This is a genomic window from Exiguobacterium sp. BG5(2022), from assembly GCF_031844365.1.
GTDB classification, from domain to species: domain Bacteria; phylum Bacillota; class Bacilli; order Exiguobacteriales; family Exiguobacteriaceae; genus Exiguobacterium; species Exiguobacterium profundum.
The window spans coordinates 1,410,981-1,426,610 of record NZ_JAUZVB010000001.1 but is presented as its reverse complement, the minus strand read 5'-3'; the positions used below and the strand labels follow the sequence as shown (position 1 = coordinate 1,426,610).

The 15,630-nt window shown below is 50.0% G+C and carries 18 protein-coding genes; 16 read left to right on the top strand and 2 right to left on the bottom strand.

The window, feature by feature from the left end:
- Positions 1 to 3: 3 nt before the first annotated feature.
- Positions 4 to 1,011, bottom strand: coding sequence for an LCP family protein (locus Q9R25_RS07330; protein ID WP_159562681.1), 1,008 nt, complete (start codon positions 1,009 to 1,011; stop codon positions 4 to 6).
- Positions 1,012 to 1,052: 41 nt separating this feature from the next.
- Positions 1,053 to 1,694: a YigZ family protein gene (locus Q9R25_RS07325; RefSeq protein WP_215243749.1), complete on the bottom strand. Its 642-nt coding sequence runs from the start codon at positions 1,692 to 1,694 to the stop codon at positions 1,053 to 1,055.
- A gap of 179 nt (positions 1,695 to 1,873) precedes the next feature.
- Here Q9R25_RS07325 and Q9R25_RS07320 point away from each other — a divergent pair, with 179 nt between their 5' ends.
- From Q9R25_RS07320 to csrA, 16 genes are all read left to right on the top strand, one after another.
- Complete coding sequence (locus tag Q9R25_RS07320) at positions 1,874 to 2,998, top strand: sensor histidine kinase (RefSeq protein WP_196431028.1); 1,125 nt, start codon at positions 1,874 to 1,876, stop codon at positions 2,996 to 2,998.
- A gap of 22 nt (positions 2,999 to 3,020) precedes the next feature.
- Positions 3,021 to 3,713 (top strand): response regulator transcription factor, encoded by a 693-nt coding sequence (locus tag Q9R25_RS07315; RefSeq protein ID WP_159562679.1) that lies wholly within the window; start codon positions 3,021 to 3,023, stop codon positions 3,711 to 3,713.
- Positions 3,714 to 3,808: 95 nt separating this feature from the next.
- Entirely contained in the window at positions 3,809 to 4,657 is an 849-nt protein-coding gene (locus tag Q9R25_RS07310) for a DegV family protein (RefSeq protein ID WP_215243750.1), read from the top strand.
- A 48-nt stretch (positions 4,658 to 4,705) separates the two neighbouring features.
- Entirely contained in the window at positions 4,706 to 5,413 is a 708-nt protein-coding gene (treR, locus tag Q9R25_RS07305) for a trehalose operon repressor (RefSeq protein WP_215243751.1), read from the top strand.
- Positions 5,414 to 5,615: 202 nt separating this feature from the next.
- On the top strand, positions 5,616 to 7,064 hold the full coding sequence (gene treP / locus Q9R25_RS07300; RefSeq protein WP_074036194.1) for a PTS system trehalose-specific EIIBC component: 1,449 nt from the start codon (positions 5,616 to 5,618) through the stop codon (positions 7,062 to 7,064).
- 82 nt (positions 7,065 to 7,146) lie between these two features.
- Positions 7,147 to 8,781 carry an alpha,alpha-phosphotrehalase gene (gene treC, locus Q9R25_RS07295; protein ID WP_208606704.1) on the top strand — a complete coding sequence of 545 codons (1,635 nt, stop codon included), beginning with the start codon at positions 7,147 to 7,149 and terminating at the stop codon, positions 8,779 to 8,781.
- A 121-nt stretch (positions 8,782 to 8,902) separates the two neighbouring features.
- A complete protein-coding gene (locus tag Q9R25_RS07290; protein ID WP_214690624.1) occupies positions 8,903 to 10,060 on the top strand; it encodes a DEAD/DEAH box helicase family protein in 1,158 nt (385 codons plus the stop codon).
- Positions 10,057 to 10,725 (top strand): ComFC family protein, encoded by a 669-nt coding sequence (locus Q9R25_RS07285; protein WP_311282959.1) that lies wholly within the window; start codon positions 10,057 to 10,059, stop codon positions 10,723 to 10,725. Before Q9R25_RS07290 ends, Q9R25_RS07285 begins: the two co-directional genes overlap by 4 nt.
- A gap of 18 nt (positions 10,726 to 10,743) precedes the next feature.
- The gene (locus tag Q9R25_RS07280; RefSeq protein ID WP_074036201.1) at positions 10,744 to 11,139 is read left to right on the top strand and encodes a flagellar protein; all 396 of its coding nucleotides are present in this window, start codon (positions 10,744 to 10,746) and stop codon (positions 11,137 to 11,139) included.
- Between the two features lie 23 nt (positions 11,140 to 11,162).
- A complete protein-coding gene (locus tag Q9R25_RS07275; RefSeq protein ID WP_074036202.1) occupies positions 11,163 to 11,414 on the top strand; it encodes a flagellar biosynthesis anti-sigma factor FlgM in 252 nt (83 codons plus the stop codon).
- 113 nt (positions 11,415 to 11,527) lie between these two features.
- Positions 11,528 to 11,884, top strand: a complete 357-nt coding sequence (flgN, locus tag Q9R25_RS07270) for a flagellar export chaperone FlgN (RefSeq protein WP_074036203.1) — start codon at positions 11,528 to 11,530, stop codon at positions 11,882 to 11,884.
- 12 nt (positions 11,885 to 11,896) lie between these two features.
- Positions 11,897 to 13,387, top strand: a complete 1,491-nt coding sequence (flgK, locus tag Q9R25_RS07265; RefSeq protein WP_196431022.1) for a flagellar hook-associated protein FlgK — start codon at positions 11,897 to 11,899, stop codon at positions 13,385 to 13,387.
- Between the two features lie 6 nt (positions 13,388 to 13,393).
- Positions 13,394 to 14,326, top strand: coding sequence for a flagellar hook-associated protein FlgL (gene flgL, locus Q9R25_RS07260; protein ID WP_214690627.1), 933 nt, complete (start codon positions 13,394 to 13,396; stop codon positions 14,324 to 14,326).
- Positions 14,327 to 14,353: 27 nt separating this feature from the next.
- On the top strand, positions 14,354 to 14,908 hold the full coding sequence (locus Q9R25_RS07255; RefSeq protein ID WP_230872833.1) for a DUF6470 family protein: 555 nt from the start codon (positions 14,354 to 14,356) through the stop codon (positions 14,906 to 14,908).
- A gap of 15 nt (positions 14,909 to 14,923) precedes the next feature.
- Positions 14,924 to 15,361 (top strand): flagellar assembly protein FliW, encoded by a 438-nt coding sequence (gene fliW / locus Q9R25_RS07250; RefSeq protein ID WP_074036208.1) that lies wholly within the window; start codon positions 14,924 to 14,926, stop codon positions 15,359 to 15,361.
- A complete protein-coding gene (gene csrA / locus Q9R25_RS07245) occupies positions 15,361 to 15,588 on the top strand; it encodes a carbon storage regulator CsrA (RefSeq protein ID WP_012726976.1) in 228 nt (75 codons plus the stop codon). The genes fliW and csrA overlap by 1 nt, the downstream gene beginning before the upstream one ends.
- The last annotated feature ends 42 nt before the right edge of the window (positions 15,589 to 15,630 follow it).

Here is a 15,630-nt window from a genome sequence, read left to right as displayed (position 1 = left end):
GTTTTAGTAAGTGATTGTCTCAGTCATCGTATCGTCTGTTTCGTCAGTTGATGGTTCATCCGCTGTAACGGGCATGCCGAGCTCCGTCTGGAGAAGGGCCTGGGCGTCACGAAGGTCAGCCGGGTCGATTTCATAATAGTAGACCCCGTTCAGCGTCAGGTCCGTCCCTTCAAGTGTTTCGCGGTTGAACGACTTCAGCGATTTTGCGTAAGGCTGAAGTTGTGAGGCCTCTGACAACGTCATGTTCGTCCGGATGTTCTCGCCGACAGCATTCATGATCCGGTTCAGCTTCGTAAACGAGTTGATGGTCGTCGCCTCATTGATGATGGCCTCGATAACTTGCTGTTGTCGACCGGCTCGACCGATGTCGCCGGCAGGGTCTTGCTTCCGCATCCGGGCATAGGCAAGTGCTTCTTTTCCGTTCAAAACTTGAACGCCAGGCTCTAGCTCGACATTTCCGGTCGCTTTTCCAGAGATGGGGATGAGGACATCGATCTCGACGCCACCGACCGCATCGACCAAATCTTCGATTCCATCAAAGTTGATGGTCGCATAGTAATCGATTGGGATGTCGAGCAGGTTCTCGACGGTCGCGATGGTCGTGTCAATGCCTCCGTAAGCGTAAGCATGGTTGATCTTGTCTTTGAACGGATCCTCATCGTCGATGATGATGTCGACATATGAGTCGCGTGGGATGCTGACGAGCGTCACTTGCCGCGATTCCTTGTTGAACGTGGCGACCATGAGCGAATCAGTCCGTCCTTCCTCGAGCGAGGCGCCGCCATCGACTCCTGCTAACAGGACAGAAAAGTGATCTTTCGTCAAGTCGATGGTCTCGTCGCGACGTTCTGACTTGTCGCCACGTTCCAACGCCTTGTTCGCGTTTTCGGCGGTTTCATTCGCTTTGAAGACAAAATAGCCGAAAGCGGAACCACCGATGAGCAATACGACACCCAACACGATGAGGACAATTTTCCAAGGTGATCTTTTCTTGCGTGGGGGTGTTTTCATGTTGTTTCCTCATTTCAGTCGTTTCTTTTAGTATAGGCGTTTCAGCGTTTGAAATCACGTTCGATGATGCGGATCCCATGAGTTTGAAGCTGACCTTGACCGTTCGTCATGTCTGTCAGCCAAGCGAGCGCCTCCTCTGTCTCTTCCACGGGTACCGAGACATGAAACGTGACGAGGTCCGCGTAGATGATGTCATCGAGCAGATAGCTAGACTGTCTCAACTCGTTTTCGACTTTCCCAATCCATGTATAGTCGACGGTGAGTGTCAATTGTTGCATCGGTAGGCGTTCGACGATGCCGATTGCATCAAGTCCTTCGCTTACAGTTCCACCGTAGGCACGAATAAGTCCGCCGCCACCGAGCTTGATTCCACCGAAATAACGTGTCACGACGACGACCGTATCTTTCAAGTGGCGTTTGCGTAACACCTCGAGCATCGGCATGCCGGCCGTACCGCTCGGCTCACCGTCGTCGTTCGCTTTTTGGTGCTCGTTCCGTTCCCCGATGATATAGGCGGAACAGTTATGGTTTGCATTCCAATGCTCTTTCTTGGTGGCTTGGATAAACGCCTGCGCCTCTTCCTCTGTTTCGACACGTTTGAAATGAGCAATAAATTTTGATTTTTGGATAACGACTTCGTATGTTCCACTTTGTTTTATAGTATAATTTGACTCAATAGACATTTCTGAAAATTCTCCTTTCTATTTTTAAATATTTTTTTTAGAATTCAAGTAGGCACATACGCTATTTATAGCGAATGGAATTATAGAAAATCTCTCATGTCCGCTGTAAACCTTTTTAGAGTGGGACGATATATAAGAATAGATGAGGATTAACTACCGAACTATTAGGGGATGGCATCGTGAATCATATTACCGATCGGACAGCTTTAGAACATATCATAACAAATATGATTGAAACGGTGACGGAAAGTAAAGAGGAGATTGTCCGTATAACCGAAAGTTCTGCAACTGAATATTCAGCAATTCAAAACGAGTTAAAAGAATTGACGGATAAAATCGAGTTCTACATCGAGGAGTCCGATCGACTCGACCGACTCGTGAAAGCTGCAAAGGCCAAGCTCGTTCAAGTCAGTAAAAAGTTTCATATACATAGCGAACAAGAAATTCGCGAAGCCTACGAACGGGCAAATCAAATGCAACTCGAACGTTTTCTTGTCCAAAAAGAAGAGATGGCGGCACAGCAACGCCGGAACGACTTAGAGCGTCGTCTGCTCATCTTAGAGGACACGATCGAACGTGCCGAAAAGTTGATTGGTCGCGTGAGTGTCGTCTTGAACTTTTTACGGGATGACTTACAGCAAGAGTATTCGGACATGATGAAAAAACAAGAGATGGCCATCGGCGTATTCGAAGCGGCTGAGCGCGAACGGCGCCATCTCGCCCGCGAGATGCACGATGGTCCAGCGCAATCGCTTGCTCATATTCTGATACGGGCCGACCTGATTGAAAAGACATTTGATAAACGAGGAAAAGATGAGGCATTTGCCGAATTACATGAATTGAAAAAGCTAATTCGTGGGGCGCTCGTCGACGTCCGTCGTTTGATTTATGATTTACGTCCGATGTCGCTTGATGATTTAGGCTTTTTGCCGACGCTCGAGCGCTATCTCCATCAAACGGAGGAGTATACGGCAATCAAGACACGTCTCAACTATCGAGGGTCGCGTGCGCGATTACCGGAGAAGCTGGAGATTAACGTGTTCCGTCTCGTTCAAGAATCGGTACAAAATGCGATCAAACATGCAAAAACAGCCGAAATCATCGTCAATGTCGAGCAAGCGAGCGACGTGATTCACATCCACGTCCGCGACTATGGCATCGGGTTTGAACCGAGCGCAATTGGCGAAGAGTCGTTTGGGATTGTCGGAATGCGCGAACGAATTGAATTGGTGAACGGAAGCATCACCATCGACTCGGAAGTCGGCAAAGGGACAGTCGTCCGGATGTCGATTCCGATTCCGTGAGAGAACAAGGGGGAAGACATACATGGAAATGACACAGACACGCATTGCGATCGTGGATGATCACGAACTGTTCCGCGAGGGATTGAAGCGGATTTTTGATTTGGAGGATGAATTTAAAGTTGTCGCCGAAGGGCGTACGGGACGCGAAGCAATCCGCATCGCTGGCGAGCAAAAACCGGAAATTCTAATTATGGATATCAACATGCCGGACATGAACGGAATCGAGGCGACGAAGCAACTGTCACTTCTTTCACCAGAGACACGTGTCCTCATTCTGTCAATCCATGATGATGAGTCGTATATCACACATGCGCTTGAAGCGGGGGCATCAGGGTTCTTATTAAAAGAAGTCGCATCGACAGAATTGATCTCGGCAGTCCGTGCTGTCGCAAAGGATGGGGCGTATCTTCATCCGAAAGTGACAACGAACGTACTGAAGGATTACCGCCGTCTCTTACAATTCAAAGGGGAACAGGCGGGACGTGGCGTCGAGAGCCGTACAGATGACCCGGTCTATCAATTATTGTCGCGCCGTGAGGTCGAGGTGTTGCACCTTCTCGCCGACGGTCGCTCGAACCGAGACATCAGTGACATGCTGTTTATCAGTGAGAAGACGGTCAAAAACCACGTCTCCTCCGTACTTCGTAAAATGGACGTGAACGACCGGACGCAAGCCGTCGTGGATGCGATTCGCCGGGGTTGGGTCGAGATTTGAGCGTCACCGATGCTTTACCTCGTTTTTGTGTTACAATATGGAATGGAATCCTAACATAATTGGAAAAATGAAACGACGTAAAGTGAGGATATAGTATGGGAAACATTGCGATTTTAACCGACAGTACCGCCTATCTGTCGGATGATTTTTTGGCGCGACATGACGTCCATGTCGCACCACTCAGTGTCATCTTCGATGGCGCGTCGTACCGCGAATCGATTGATATGTCGACCGAGGCGTTTTATGAGCGTATCGAGGCGGGTAACCTGCCGACGACGTCGCAACCGGTCATCGGTGAGACGGTGGAATTGATTGAGAGCTTGCCGGACGATGTGACGGACGTGATTGCGATCACGCTCTCCAGTGGAATCAGCGGAACGTACCAATCGATGGTCGCGCTAAATGACATGGTCGATGTGACGGTTCATGCGTTTGACTCAGAGATTTCGTGTATGCCGCAAGCGTTCATGGTCGAAGAGGCCCTTCATCTCCGTGACAACGGGGCGACACCAGAAGAAATCATCGCCCGACTTGAAACGGTCCGTGATTCGATTCGCGCGTACTTCGTCGTCGATGACCTCGACCACTTACAACGCGGTGGACGGTTGAGCGCGGCGCAAGCGCTCGTCGGATCGTTCTTGCAAATCAAGCCGGTCCTTCATTTCCAGGATAAATTGATCGTCCCGTTCGAGAAGATTCGGACATACAAGAAGGCCGTACGCCGAATCGAAGAGATGATGGACGAATCGATTGTCGGAGATGGAGAAGGGTACTGCATTGGTATCATTCACGCCAACTGCCCGGAGCGTCAGGCGGAAGAGATCGCTTCGATGAAGCTGAAGTTCCCGAAAGCACATATCTCGGGAAGCCATTTCGGTCCCGTCATCGGAACGCATCTCGGACCTGGTGCAATCGGCATCACATGGTATCGTCGCGAATGGTAAGAGAGACGACCGTCTAAGGTCGTCTTTTTCAATGGAGGAGGGAATGAAATGGCGAAATATCGCCAAATCTTTGAGCGTCTGGCAGAAGAGATGCGAAATGGCACGAGACCCGCTGACTCAAAGCTTCCGTCTGAAACCGAGTTGATGCATCAGTTCGAGGCCAGCCGGGGGACGGTCCGGAAAGCGCTCGATCTTTTACAGGAGAATGGGTATGTCCGGAAGCATCATGGAAAAGGCGTGTTCGTGTTGAAACGTGACCAGATTGAGTTTCAATTCAACGGCATCGTCAGTTTTTCAGAGGTCTACGCGAGCATGCTCGGTCGTTCCATTCAGACCCACGTCGCTTCGTTCGAAGAGATAGAAGCCCCGACATGGCTCGCCGAACGGATGAACTTAGTGCCAGGGACGCATGTGTTTCGCATCGAACGGGTTCGAAACTTTGACGGGGAGAATGTTATTTTAGATATCAACTATTTCGTCAAAGATCTCGTCCCCGGTCTGACAGAAGAGATTGCGGCTCGATCGATTTATGGATATATCGAAGATGAGCTTGGGCTACAAATCAGCTATGCGAAACGGAAGATTGCAGCTGAAGACGTGACGGAACTTGACCGGAAACGGCTCGACTTGCATGACTATGAATACGTCATCGTCATCACGAACGATACGTTCTTATATGAAGGACAACAATTTGAATATACGGAGTCGCGTCACCGATTGGACAAGTTCCAGTTTAGCGACGTCGCCCGTAGGTAAGCCTCTTTCGTACAGGAAGGGGTTTTTTGTTTGTCCTAAGTCAAAATAGGGGAATTTTAACAGTAAATCACGACGCAAAACTTTCATGTTTAACTTGTATATATAAGTTGTTGACTTAACTTATATAGATAAGTTATACTTTGTTTGTACTCATAAGTAACCGTTTTCATTTACAGTTTTCAAACAAAGGAGGACATTCAACATGAAGGCAGATTATCGTCAAATTGCCGCTGAGATCTTAGAAGCGATCGGGGGCAAAGACAACGTGGACAAGGCCGCGCACTGTGTGACGCGTCTACGTCTCTCCCTCAAGGATCAATCAAAAGTCGATGAGGCACGCGTGAAAGAAATCGACCTCGTCAAAGGGGCGTTCGAGAACTCCGGCGTGTATCAAATCGTCATCGGAGCCGGCGATGTCGATCGCGTCTATGCCGAGTTCATCAAGCTCGCTGGACTTGAGGCGGCGACGGTCGCCGAGGTCAAATCTGCGGGCGGCAAAAAAATGAATCCGCTTCAAAAACTCGTCAAAGTCTTCTCTGACGTCTTTATGCCAATCATTCCAGCCATCATCGTAGCCGGTCTCCTTATGGGGATCAACAACTTACTTGCATCGGAAGGTCTCTTCATCGAAGGACAAACGCTCATCGAGGCGTATCCGAACCTACAAGGACTTTGGGATCTCATCAACATGATGGCGAATACGTCATTCGTGTTCTTACCTGCACTCGTCGGTTGGTCGGCGACGAAACGATTCGGTGGGAGCGAAGTACTCGGGATCGTCATGGGTCTCTTGCTCGTTCACCCGGACCTCTTGAATGCATGGGGCTACGGAACGGCAGCACTTGAAGGAGATGTCCCGACGTTTGATATCCTCGGACTCTTCGAAATCGAGAAAGTCGGCTACCAAGGTCAAATTTTGCCGGTACTCGCCGCTGCCTATATCTTGAGCCAAATCGAGATGTTCTTGAAAAAACGTGTACCGAACGCCATCCAACTCTTGGTCGTTCCAATCACAACAATCGTTGTCACAGGATTCCTCGCACTCGCAATCGTTGGACCGGTCACTCGTGGAATCGGGAACGTGATCGCGACAGGACTCGTCAACACGTTCGAAGCCGTACCGGTCGTCGGGGCACTCCTCTTCGGATTGTTCTACGCACCGCTCGTCGTCACCGGGATGCACCACTTGTTCATCGCCATCGACCTTCAGTTGATCGCAGATACAGGCGGTACGTTCATCTGGCCGATGATCGCACTCTCAAACATTGCTCAAGGTTCGGCCGCACTCGCGATGTTCTTCGTCTACAAGCACAACGCGAAACAAAAGAGCATGGCATCGACTTCAGCCATCTCGGCTTATTTCGGAATCACAGAGCCGGCCATGTTCGGGGTCAACTTACCAAATAAATTCCCGTTCTACTCAGCTATGATCGGGTCGGCAATCGCTGCTATCTTTATCACATTGAACGATGTGCAAGCAATCGCCATCGGTGTCGGAGGACTCCCTGGATTCCTCTCAATCTTCACAGATAAGATCCTTCTCTTCATCGTGGGCATGGTCATCGCGATCATCGTTCCGTTCGCGCTCACTTTCATCTTGTCGAAGCGTTACATGAAGAAAGGTGAACTTGAAGAAAACAAAGTCGCATAAGTAATGACTCGGGAGGGAGGGACGGCAGTTCTTCCCTCTTTACTATTGAAATGAAAACTCTTACAAAAAGGAGATGTCGTTGATGACACAGAAAAATTGGCGCAAATCAGTCGTCTATCAAATTTACCCGAAAAGTTTTTACAGTCCGGAAGGGAACGCGACCGGATCGATTAAAGGGGTGACGGCGAAGCTGGATTACTTGGCAGAACTCGGCATCGAATACATTTGGATGACGCCTGTCTATCAGTCACCTCAACACGATAATGGCTATGACGTGAGTGATTATTATGCCATCGACCCGTCTTACGGAACGATGGAGGACCTCGACGAATTGATCCGTGAAGCAGAGGCGCGGGGCATCGGCCTCATGATGGACATCGTCGTCAACCACTCTTCGACCGAGCACGAATGGTTTCAAAAATCATTGGCGGGAGACGAGCGGTACCGTGACTACTACATCTGGCGCGACGAACCGACGAACTGGGAATCGAAGTTCGGTGGGAATGCGTGGGAATATGATGAGAAGAGCGGACAATATTATCTCCACTTGTTCGACGTGACACAAGCTGACCTGAACTGGGAGAATGAACAGATGCGCGAGGACGTCTACGAGATGATGCGGTTCTGGCGTAAAAAAGGAATCAAAGGATTCCGTCTCGACGTCATCAACCTCATTTCAAAAGAACAGAACTTCCCAGAAGACGCATCGGACGGTCGCAAGTTCTATACGGACGGTCCACGCATCCACGAATATTTAAAAGAAATGAACCGAGAAGTATTTGATGGGCATGATGTCATCACGGTCGGGGAGATGTCTTCGACGACGCTCGATCACTGCGTACGCTATTCAAACCCGGACGAGAACGAGCTCAGCATGACGTTCAGCTTCCACCACTTGAAAGTCGACTATCCGAACGGCGAGAAATTCGTCGCGGCGCCGTTCGATTTCATTCAATTAAAAGACATCATGTCGACGTGGCAACGTGGGATGCACGGAAAAGGATGGAACGCCATCTTCTGGTGCAACCATGACCAACCACGTGTCGTCAGCCGTTTTGGGAACGACACGAACCACCGCGTAGAGAGCGCGAAGATGCTTGCGACAGTGCTCCACGGCCTTCAAGGGACGCCGTACATCTATCAAGGGGAAGAAATCGGGATGACGAACCCCGGCTTCGACTCGCTCGATGAATATCGGGATATCGAAACGCTCAACATCTACAAGTTGAAGCGGGAAGAGGGTGTGTCGCATGATGACATGATGGCCGCCATCAAACAGAAGTCACGCGACAACTCGCGAACGCCGATGCAGTGGGATGCAACGACACATGCCGGCTTCACGAGCGGCACACCGTGGATCAACGTGGCGCCGAACTATGAGGACGTGAACGTTGAAACGGCGCTTCGTGATCCGAACTCGGTGTTCTACCACTACAAACACTTGATTGCATTACGAAAAGAACTTGACGTTTTGACGGACGGAGACTACACGCTTCTTACTCCTGATTCGCTAGACGTTTGGGCATATACACGGAAGACGGACCGAGAGGAGCTACTCGTCGTCGCCAACTTCTATGGAATTGAAACGACGTACACGATTCCAGAAGGATTCGAGCGGGTGAACGTCGTCAGTCACAACTACGACGTGCCTGAGCTCGACGGAATGTCGTTGTCTCTTCGTCCATATGAGGCGATCATGTTCTATAAACAGATTTAACAGATGGGACCCGACTTTTTCGTCGGGTCCTATTTGTGTAGTAGACCTATGTTGTTTTTGATAAGTTGAATCGTATTTACATAGGTATTTTGGTAGCGTGATGACAAAAAGGAGTCAGGTTATGGGAGAACTTATTGTCGCACCGAAAGGAAAACGAGCCATCCGCTTAGGCGTCTGCCAACGCTGTCTCAGCACGCACGTCCGGACGTTCACTTGTCATCATGGACGCTGTGCCTATTGCCGAAATTGTTTGTACCTCGGGCGTGTCTGCCGATGTGATTTTCTACAGGAACGGGACATCACAACTCCAACCGAGACGACCGAATTGACGATGCCATTCGAGCTCGTCCCAGACCAAAAGCGGGTCGCGAACCAACTGCTCACGTGGTGGGACGAACGGAGGACGGGACTTGTGCATGCGGTGTGTGGCGCTGGGAAGACCGAGATGACGTTTCCCGTGATTGAGCGTGTCGTCAATGAAGGGAAGCGAGTGTTGGTTGTCTCTCCGAGGAAAGATGTCGCCATCGAATGGGTCGAACGATTAGAACAGGCGTTCACAGTCCCTGTCACTAAACGATATGGAGGGGGAGAAAAAGACTCCATTGGGATGATCACGGTGGCGACCGCACCGTTACTCATGAATTTACGTGACGTGTTCGATTATGTGCTCGTCGATGAGTCCGATGCCTTCCCGTTTGCCTTTGATGTGGCACTTTGGAATACAATCCGTCGGGCCGGGAGAAATGTCTTCTTATTTATCACGGCGACCCCGACCGTTTGGCAACAATTGCTTCCGAAGGTTCATCTGTCGCGGCGCTATCACGGATTCGATTTGCCGGTCCCGACACTTGTCAAACAGTCCGACGAACGACTCCTAGACTTCTGTCGACGTCACGCCTTGAAACCCCGTCTCTTGTTTGTGCCGACGAAGCCTGATTTGGAGCGATATGAAAGTCGGTTACAAGAGGCAGGTATCACGTGTCAAACCGTTTCTGCTGACACGGAAGAACGGTTGGATACACTCCATTGGCTTCAAGAAACGAAAGGGATCGTCCTTGCGACCTCAATCTGGGAGCGAGGGATGACGGTTCGCGACGTGCAGGTCGCCGTGGTTGAAAGTGAACATCGTCTCTTCTCGACGCGGGGTCTCATTCAGATGGCGGGTCGGGCGGGGCGAAAACCGGACACACCGACAGGAGAGGTCTGTTTCTTTTACAAGGAGCGGACATTCCGACAAGATGTTGCCATCCAGAAGATCAGGGAGGCGAATCGGCGATGAAATGTCTTCTTTGTCATGAGTCGATGACCGTCCCGTGGACACCTGACACGTTATGGCGACGGGACTGGGTGTGTCCCTCTTGCGAGTCGAAACTGACGCCGCTCGGGACAGGTTGCCCACGCTGCGGTCAACCAAATGAGACCGGTGAGACGTGTCCGGACTGCATCCGCTGGCTCGCACTCGGTCTCGACTTGACCGTCCGCTGCCTGTACGCGTACGATGATGCAGGAATTGACTGGCTACATCGATATAAATTCAGCGGGGATGTCGTCATTGCCCTATCGGTTGTCCCAGCGCTTCGGGCATTGCGTTCATCTGGCGTGACCTATGTTCCGATTCCGTTGAGTAAGGAGCGACTTCAGACACGTCGTTTCAATCAGGCCGAGGTGCTCGCGCGATATATTGGTCCGACGCGGCAGATTCTCGAAAAAACGGAGGTTTCAAGTCAACGTGAACTCGGGAAAGAAGGAAGACGACACCGAACGAACCCTTTCACTGTACCAACTTCAGTGAAATATGGGAAAATCATTCTTGTAGACGACGTCTATACGACGGGAACGACCCTTCATCAGGCGGCATTTTCGTTGCGACAGGCAGGTGCATCAGAAGTTTCTGCGATTTGCTTGTTTCGGGCGCTAAACAAATCAAAATCGCGTCCGATATAAAGGGCAGAGGTGAAACCAATGGATGCAGCAACTTGCCAAATGTGTGGGCGCTTGTTTATGAAACAGGGACGTTCACCGTACTGTCCATCATGTAATGAAGTCGATTATAAAAACTTCTTGAAAGTCCGCGATTTCATTCGTGAACCAGCCAACAAACAGACGACCATCGGAGCCCTCGTCGAAGCGACAGGTGTCTCTGAACTTGATATCACGCGATATATCCACGAAGGACGCTTGATCATCAAAGACAATCCGGCGCTTGCCATCAGCTGCGTCCGTTGTGGTCGGCCTACGAATGAAGGAAAAATCTGTTCGAACTGCCAGAGAGAAATGCAGAAGGAACTGTCCAGTCTACAGGAGATGCAGGAGGGCTTGGCGAAAAAGTCGAGTATCCGCGCTTATCGTTTGGATTAACATCATGAAGAGGGGGAAGACGCATGCGCATCGATTCAGCCAAGTGGGTACACTTACCAAACACTTATGAAAAGAAAACGCAAGTCGAGCCGAAGCCCGCGCAATCAAGCCAAACGGACCAATTGTCAATTTCGGCGGAAGCTCGCGCCCGGTTTGAAGAACCGGTGAAACATCCGGACCGTCTCGCTAAAATCGACGCTTTAAAAGCGGAGATTGATGCAGGCACATATTCACGGGACGCGCGCGAAATCGCTAAACGCTTTCTACAAGGATGAATGGAAGCGAGGTCCGTTTGAGGCCTTCGCACTGAATAACACGGCACGGAAGCTGACTAAATAAGGGGTACCCCTTTCTTTAGTCGGCTCTTTTTTTGAAAAAGGAGAGACTCATGCTCACATTACATAAACGGTTACTCGAATTGGCTTACGCAAAAGAACAGCAACTCATTCAAAATGACATGGTGGCATTTAGCACGCTCGTCAAAGAAGAAGCAAAACTCGTCCGACAAATTTCACAAAAAGAAGCGGAACGACTTCAAGGGACGTATGAATTGGACGATGAAGAGATAGAGGAATTGAGACCGGTCTTGTTCGAGTTAAAGCGACAGAACGAATTGAACGCGACGTTGCTCGAACAATCCCTTCGTTATATTACTTGGCATCTGGATATGCTCATGCCGGAAGCAGATGATTTTACATACGGACAACAAGCGTTCGAAACACGCTCGTTCAGCCGTGACGTTTAAGGAGGAAGTGGAATGGGTTCAACATTTATGGGATTAGAGACGGCACGCCGCAGTCTCTCGACACACCAATGGGCGCTTCAAGCGACCGGGAATAACGTGGCGAACGCCTCAAACCCTGGCTATTCGCGCCAACGACTCACACTCGGGATGACCGAACAGCTCTCGGTCAACTTCGGCGGGACGAAAGCCGGACAATTCGGGACAGGTGTACGCGGGGAGACGCTCGCCCGAATTCGCGATCTTATGATCGATCAACAGTATCGTGACGAGTCGGTGAAGAACGCCTTCTATGCGACGAAAGAAGCCGCGTTCGGTCGGATGGAAGACATCATCAATGAACCGTCTGAGAACGGACTCGCTAAATCGCTCGACTTGTTCTGGGCATCACTTCAAGACTTGTCGGTCAACCCGGACGATACGGGTGCGCGAAGCGTAGTTCGGCAACGAGCATTGACGTTGGCACAGACATTTAACTATATGTCTTCATCATTGACTAAAGTACAGGATGACTTAAAGACCGAAGCAGGGGTCGTCACGAAAAAAATCAATGATTTGTTGACGAAAATCAGTGACGTCAACCGTCAAATCGGTGATGCAGAGCCTCTTGGTGTTCTGCCAAATGAATTGTATGATGAGCGCGATCGCTACATGGATGAGTTGTCGCAATACATTGAGTTCGAACGTGTGCCGGTGGATTACACGAACGGCGAAACACGTGGGAACTCGCAACGTGTCGCAGAAGGACGAATCGATATTCGTGTAGTCGTCGGTGGTACAGAAGTAAAACTCGTAGACGGTCTTACGGGCGGAGTCGGGAAATTTGATGGGATGACTATGACCGATGCTGCAGGTACGAATACATCGATGACGCATGCCGACATGCCTAACGGAAAATGGAAGGCTCTTGTTGAGATGTACGGAAGTGCAACTGGTCCAGAAGCAATCGACGGGGCATTCACCAACATGCTCAAAGACTTAGATGAGATGGCGAACGTCTTCGCATCAGCATTTAATGTAGCGCATGGAACAAACATGGACGCGGACGGGAATGCCGGTCGAACTGACTTTTTCGTTGGTACTACTAGCGCCGCTACCATTACTGTGAACCCTGATTTCATGAAGAACTTAGATTTAATTGCAGCATCTAAGGACGGGAACATCGGGGATGGAAGTGGTGCTCTCGAACTTGCGCAATTGAAAGAAAGTGCGCTTAACTTTGCGGGTTCGGTTACGACCTCAACCTCGATCGGCAAGTACTATCAAAATGTTATCGGAAACATGGCAGTCGAGGCTAGCCAAAACGCGAACTTGGCAAAGAGTACATTTGCTCTCTTAAGTAGTTCGGACCAACGTCGGTTATCGGTCAGCGCAGTCTCGCTCGATGAAGAAATGACGATGATGATTCAATATCAACACGCTTATAATGCGGCGGCTCGAAATATCACAGCTGTCGATGAAATGTTAGACAAAATCATTAACGGCATGGGTGTCGTAGGGAGGTAATGACTGATGCGTGTCACACAGACAATGCTCACACAGACGAACTTGAAGCATTTATCAAGTAGTTACAACACACTCGCTCGTGTCCAGGAACAACTCATCAGCGGGAAACGGATTCAAAAAGCATCGGAGGATCCAGTCGTCGCGATGCAGGGAATCCGTTACCGGACCGAGGTGCGAGAAGTCGACCAATTCCGACGTAACGTCAGCGAAGCGACAAGTTGGATGGATTTGACGGACTCGACATTGAACGAAGTCACGGAAGCTGTCAAGCGGATTCGTGAGTTGACGACACAAGCGGCGAACGATACGTATGAATCGTCGCAACGTGCCATCATCAAGAGCGAGGTCGATCAATTGATTGAACACATCGGTTCACTTGCGAACTCAAAAGCAGGCGAAAAGTATATTTATAACGGTACGAAAACAGATCAACCTCTCATCAATGTCGAACAGTTAAAAGCGTATTTAGCGAATCCGGCTGGTTCTGTCGATTCGATTTATGAGAGTGGAACGGCACCTGCAGCAAGTGGGGAGATCGAATTTGAAGTGTCAAAAGGAATTACTGTACAAGTGAACATGCAACCGGAAACGGTTTTTGGTAAGGAGTTATTTGAAGGGCTTCATAAATTAACTACACTTCTTAATGATCCAACGACTGCCGGGGCAGATTTGTCTGCAGAACTTGATACGCTCGACACACTCGGTCAAAACTTGATCACGGAACGGGCGGAGCTCGGTGCCCGAGCAAACCGTTTGGAGCTCGTCGACAATCGTCTTCAAGATCATGAGATTATCGCCAAGACCATCATGTCTGATAATGAAGACATCGATGTAGAAAAAGTCATTATGGAGCTGAAGTCACATGAAACTGTACACCGTGCAGCGTTATCTGCAGGTGCCCGCATCATTCAGCCGACGCTCCTCGACTTCTTACGGTAATTGATGATGAATCTCGCGAGACTTGAGATGCGGCAGACACAGGCCGCAATCCAGATGACATCCAATCGACCGGTACTCGAGATGCGTCAGGGACGGGCCGACCTGTCCATCCAACAAGGGAGAGCCGAGATGACGCAACAGACGACACAAGGGAAGCTTGAGGTTGATTCATCAGTAGCGAGAAGTGAGAGCAATCTGAAGGGTGTGCTCGAACTCGGTAAACATTTCGGGCGGATTGGGGAACAAGGTGCCCGAGAAGCGATGGCGAATATCGCTCGAGACGGCGACCGCATGATGCGAATCGAGAACGGGAATCCAATCCCTTCGATAGCGGCTGAGAAAGTGAATGACCCATATCCGATTGTTGACATGGGCTACATGCCAAAATCAATCGATCGTGTCAAGTTGACGTATACGCCGGCGGATGTGAAAATCGAGTGGAATATCACACCACCCCAAATTGATGTATCGCTCACTCCGACCGACATCTCGTTCACGCCGTGGACGACGGACATTTCGCTCCGTCAACAGGCGTCACTCGAGATGTGGCCGGTCGGTGGGATGTATGATGAAACGCGTTGAAAGTGAGGACAATCCATGTTCATTGAAACAGACTACTTTGGCAAGATTGAAATAAACGAAGCGGAGACGATCACCTTCGTCAGTGAGATTCCGGGATTCCCGGAATCAAAGACGTTCGTGTTGATTCCGTATGGGGAAGATTTGCCGTTCTGGTCGCTTCAGTCGATTGAGGAACAGGCATGCGCGTTCGTCGTGACGAATCCGTTTTGGCATAAGTCGGACTATGCGTTTGAATTGTCGGATGGCGCGAAAGACCAACTTGGAATCGAGGAGGCGGAACACGTATCGGTCTATTCTATTGTGACGCTTCGTGAACCTTTTGATTCATCGACGCTCAACTTGAAAGCACCGATCGTCATCGAGACGAAGGAACGTCGCGGGAAACAAGTCATCCTAGACGATGCGTATCCAGCTCGTTATCCACTCGGTGGCACGAAAGCGGAGGTGCGCTGATGCTCGTATTGAAACGAAAACAAGGTGAGGCCATCCATATCGGCGACGATGTGACGCTCACGGTACTCGCCATCGAAGGCGACCAAGTGAAGCTCGGGATTGATGCCCCGCGTCATATCGATATTCATCGTCATGAGGTGTACATTCAGATGCAGGAAGAGAACGAGTCGGCACGAAACAGTGCTAACTTGATGAAGCAGATGATTCAAAAGCAGTCGGAAGCGTGAGCTTTCGACTTTTTTCATGAATCCGGTAATTGATGGATGACA

Bases quoted from the DNA above. Each gene is read 5' to 3' on its own strand.
- Q9R25_RS07280 (WP_074036201.1), top strand. From the start codon at position 10,744: ATGGATGCAGCAACTTGCCAAATGTGTGGGCGCTTGTTTATGAAACAG.
- Q9R25_RS07325 (WP_215243749.1), bottom strand. From the start codon at position 1,694: ATGTCTATTGAGTCAAATTATACTATAAAACAAAGTGGAACATACGAA.
- Q9R25_RS07255 (WP_230872833.1), top strand. From the start codon at position 14,354: ATGCGGCAGACACAGGCCGCAATCCAGATGACATCCAATCGACCGGTA.
- Q9R25_RS07285 (WP_311282959.1), top strand. From the start codon at position 10,057: ATGAAATGTCTTCTTTGTCATGAGTCGATGACCGTCCCGTGGACACCT.
- flgL (WP_214690627.1), top strand. From the start codon at position 13,394: ATGCGTGTCACACAGACAATGCTCACACAGACGAACTTGAAGCATTTA.
- flgN (WP_074036203.1), top strand. From the start codon at position 11,528: ATGCTCACATTACATAAACGGTTACTCGAATTGGCTTACGCAAAAGAA.
- treR (WP_215243751.1), top strand. From the start codon at position 4,706: ATGGCGAAATATCGCCAAATCTTTGAGCGTCTGGCAGAAGAGATGCGA.
- Q9R25_RS07330 (WP_159562681.1), bottom strand. From the start codon at position 1,011: ATGAAAACACCCCCACGCAAGAAAAGATCACCTTGGAAAATTGTCCTC.
- treP (WP_074036194.1), top strand. From the start codon at position 5,616: ATGAAGGCAGATTATCGTCAAATTGCCGCTGAGATCTTAGAAGCGATC.
- Q9R25_RS07275 (WP_074036202.1), top strand. From the start codon at position 11,163: ATGCGCATCGATTCAGCCAAGTGGGTACACTTACCAAACACTTATGAA.
- csrA (WP_012726976.1), top strand. From the start codon at position 15,361: ATGCTCGTATTGAAACGAAAACAAGGTGAGGCCATCCATATCGGCGAC.
- fliW (WP_074036208.1), top strand. From the start codon at position 14,924: ATGTTCATTGAAACAGACTACTTTGGCAAGATTGAAATAAACGAAGCG.
- treC (WP_208606704.1), top strand. From the start codon at position 7,147: ATGACACAGAAAAATTGGCGCAAATCAGTCGTCTATCAAATTTACCCG.
- Q9R25_RS07315 (WP_159562679.1), top strand. From the start codon at position 3,021: ATGGAAATGACACAGACACGCATTGCGATCGTGGATGATCACGAACTG.
- Q9R25_RS07290 (WP_214690624.1), top strand. From the start codon at position 8,903: ATGGGAGAACTTATTGTCGCACCGAAAGGAAAACGAGCCATCCGCTTA.
- flgK (WP_196431022.1), top strand. From the start codon at position 11,897: ATGGGTTCAACATTTATGGGATTAGAGACGGCACGCCGCAGTCTCTCG.
- Q9R25_RS07310 (WP_215243750.1), top strand. From the start codon at position 3,809: ATGGGAAACATTGCGATTTTAACCGACAGTACCGCCTATCTGTCGGAT.